A 3,442-nucleotide genomic window follows, 5' to 3' on the forward strand; every position below is an offset into this window, starting at 1 on the left:
CCACCACCCACACCGGCATCCCCCACACCCTCGAAGGCATCACCCTCCACACCCCCACCCCCGACACCCCCACCACCCTCCGCGTCCGACTCACCAGGACGGGACCGGACAGTCTCTCGGTCACCACGGCCCTTCCCGACGGCACGCCGTACGCCACGATCCGCCGGCTCACCCTGCGCGCCCTGAGCGTCCCTGCCGCCCAGGCACCGGTCCACCGCGTCGACTGGGCCCCGCGCCCCGCGCCGTCCGCCGACGACGACCTCGCCGACTGCGTCTGCCTCGGCCTCGCCGATCACCCCGTCGCGGCCCTCCTCCCGACCTCCCGGCACTACGGCAGCCTCGAGGAGCTGTCCCGGACGCTCGACGACGGCGCCCGCGCCCCCCGACTGCTTCTCGCCGACCTCACCGGTGACCGTGACTCCGGCGACCGGACCGTGGGCGAGTCCGAGGAGGTGCACGACGGCCTCGACCGTGCGCTGGCCCTCCTGCGGACCTGGCTGGCCGACGAGCGTCAGACCGACACCCGCCTGGTACTGCTCACGCGGCACGCCATGCCGGTGACACCGCACGAGGACCCCGACCCGGCGCAGGCAGCCCTGTGGGGTCTGATGCGCTCGGCCCAGACGGAGCATCCGCAGCGGATCGTCGTCATCGACCTCGACACCCACCCCGACACCCACACCGCGCTTCCTCATGCCCTCGCGCTGGCCCTGGCCGAGGACGAACCCCAACTGGCCGTGCGCCAGGGCGAGATCCACACCCCGCGCCTGACGCGCCTGCCCGCGGCCGACCTGACGGAGCCGGCCGACGGCCTGCCCTGGCGGCTCGACCTCACCCGCAAGGGCACCTTCGACGGCGTGTCGATGGTTCCATGCCCGGAGGCGGTTGCGCCGCTGACGGGTGGTCAGGTTCGGGTGGAGGTCCGTGCCGTCGGCCTGAACTTCCGCGACGTCCTCGTCACCCTGGACATGGTGCCGGGACAGGAGGGTGTCATCGGCGAGGGCGCCGGCGTCGTGACCGAGGTGGGTCCGAACGTCAGCGGGCTGGCCCCGGGCGACCGGGTCATGGGCATGTTCTCGCGGGGGATCGGGCCGGTCGCCGTGACCGAACGCGACATGCTCGTCCACATGCCGGACGACTGGTCGTTCGCTCAGGCCGCGGCCGCGCCCGTGGCGTACCTGACGGCGTACGAAGCGCTCAAGGGCCACGTGGAGCGCGGCGAGTCGCTGCTGGTCCACACCGCCACCGGCGGCGTGGGCATGGCCGCGCTCCAGCTCGCCCGGCACTGGGGACTGGAGGTCTACGCGACCGCCGGCCCGCGCAAGTGGCAGGCGATGCTCGACCTCGGCATCGACGAGAGCCACATCGCCTCCTCGCGCACGCTCGACTTCGAGGAGAAGTTCCGCGCACAGACGCAGGGCCGCGGTGTCGACGTCGTTCTCAACTCTCTCGCCGACGAGGCCATCGACGCCTCGCTGCGACTGCTCGCCGACGGCGGCCGCTTCATCGAGATGGGCAAAACCGACATCCGCGACGCCCAGCAGGTCCGGGCCTCCCACCCTGGCGTCGACTACCGCGTGTACGACCTCACGCAGACCGCGCCCGAGCGGATCCACGAGCTTCTCGACGAGTTGGCTCCGCTGTTCCGGAACGGGCGGCTGACGCCTCCCCCGGTCAACACGTTCGGCATCCACCGGGTGCGGCAGGCCATGCGCCACCTGAGTCAAGCCCGCCACATCGGCAAGGTCGTCCTCACCTTCCCCACCGCCATCGACCCGGAAGGGACGGTGCTGATCACCGGCGGTACCGGTGTCCTCGCCGCACACACCGCCCGGCACCTCGTCACCAGGCACGGCGCCCGTCACCTCCTGCTGGTCAGCCGCTCCGGCGCGAAGGCCCCCGGCGCGGCCGATCTCGCGGCGGAACTGGAGGAACGGGGTGCGACCGTGACCGTCGCCGCCTGCGACGTGACCGACCGGAAGGCGCTCGACAGGCTCCTTGAGGGCATCCCGGACCAGCATCCGCTGCGGGCGGTCGTGCACACCGCCGGAGTCATCGACGACGCCACCGTCACCAAGCTCACCGGTGAGCAACTCGCGGCCGTGCTACGGCCGAAGATCGACGGAGCCTGGAACCTGCACCGGGCCACCCGTCACCTCGACCTCGACGCGTTCATCCTCTACTCGTCGCTCTCGGGCACCCTCGGCGCCGCCGGCCAGGCCAACTACGCCGCCGCCAACGCCTACCTCGATGCCCTCGCCCAGCACCGCCACGCGCGGGGTCTCCCCGCCACCAGCCTCGCCTGGGGACTCTGGGCCGACCAGAGCGGTATGACCGGGCATCTGTCGGAGGGCGACGTCGCCCGGATCGCCCGTACCGGGTTCCCGCCCCTGACCACCGAGGACGCGCTCGGCCTCCTCGACGCCGGGCTCGCCGCCGCCGAGCCCGCGCCCGTGCTGGCGCGCGTCGCCACCTCCGCCCTTCTGTCGCTGGCACGGCGAGATGCCCTGCCCGCCCTGCTGCGCGGCCTCGTCCGTACACCCCTGTCGCGGATCCCGGCGGCAGGCAGGCCACGCCCGGCCTCGACCGCCGCAGGGGACGCCCCCTCACTCGAGGAGCGGTTGCAGGGCCTGGACGAGCAAGCCCGCTACGACCACCTCCTCACCCTCGTCCGCACCACCATCGCCACCGTCCTCGCCCACCCCGACCCCCACACCATCAACCCCCACCAACCCTTCAAAGAACTCGGCTTCGACTCCCTCACCACCGTCCAACTCCGCAACCACCTCACCCACACCACCGGCCTCCACCTCCCCACCACCCTCGCCTACGACCACCCCACCCCCCACCAACTCACCACCCACCTCCACCACCAACTCACCCCCCACACCACCACCAACCACACCCCCACACCACCAACCACCCCCACCACCACCGACGAACCCATCGCCATCATCGGCATGGCCTGCCGCTACCCCGGCGACATCACCTCACCCCAACAACTCTGGGAACTGGTCGCCCAGGGACGTGACGCGATCGACGGCTTCCCCACCAACCGCGGCTGGGACCTCGACACCCTCTTCAACGACCCCACCCAGCCCGGCACCTCCGCCACCCGCTACGGCGGATTCCTCTACGACGCGGACCAGTTCGACGCCGCCTTCTTCAACATCAGCCCCCGCGAAGCCAAAGCCATCGACCCCCAACAACGCCTCCTGCTGGAACTCGCCTGGCAAGCCCTCGAACACGCCGGCCTCAACCCCACCCACCTCGCCGACACACCCACCGGCGTCTACACCGGCCTGTCCCCCAACCACTACGGCACCCACGCAGACACAGACCTCGAAGGCCACCTCCTCACCGGAACCAGCCCCGCCGTCGCCTCCGGCCGCATCGCCTACACCCTCGGCCTGACCGGACCCGCCCTCACCATCGACACCGC

At 71.7% G+C, this 3,442-nt stretch carries 1 protein-coding gene; it reads left to right on the plus strand.

Going from position 1 to position 3,442, the window contains the following annotated elements; all coding sequences use genetic code 11:
- Window positions 1-3,442: SDR family NAD(P)-dependent oxidoreductase (locus ACFW47_RS35195; RefSeq protein WP_386308285.1), on the plus strand; the 3,442-nt coding region annotated here is incomplete at both ends.

Origin of the sequence: Streptomyces sp. NPDC058796 (assembly GCF_042745235.1) — a bacterium.
Classification (GTDB): domain Bacteria; phylum Actinomycetota; class Actinomycetes; order Streptomycetales; family Streptomycetaceae; genus Streptomyces.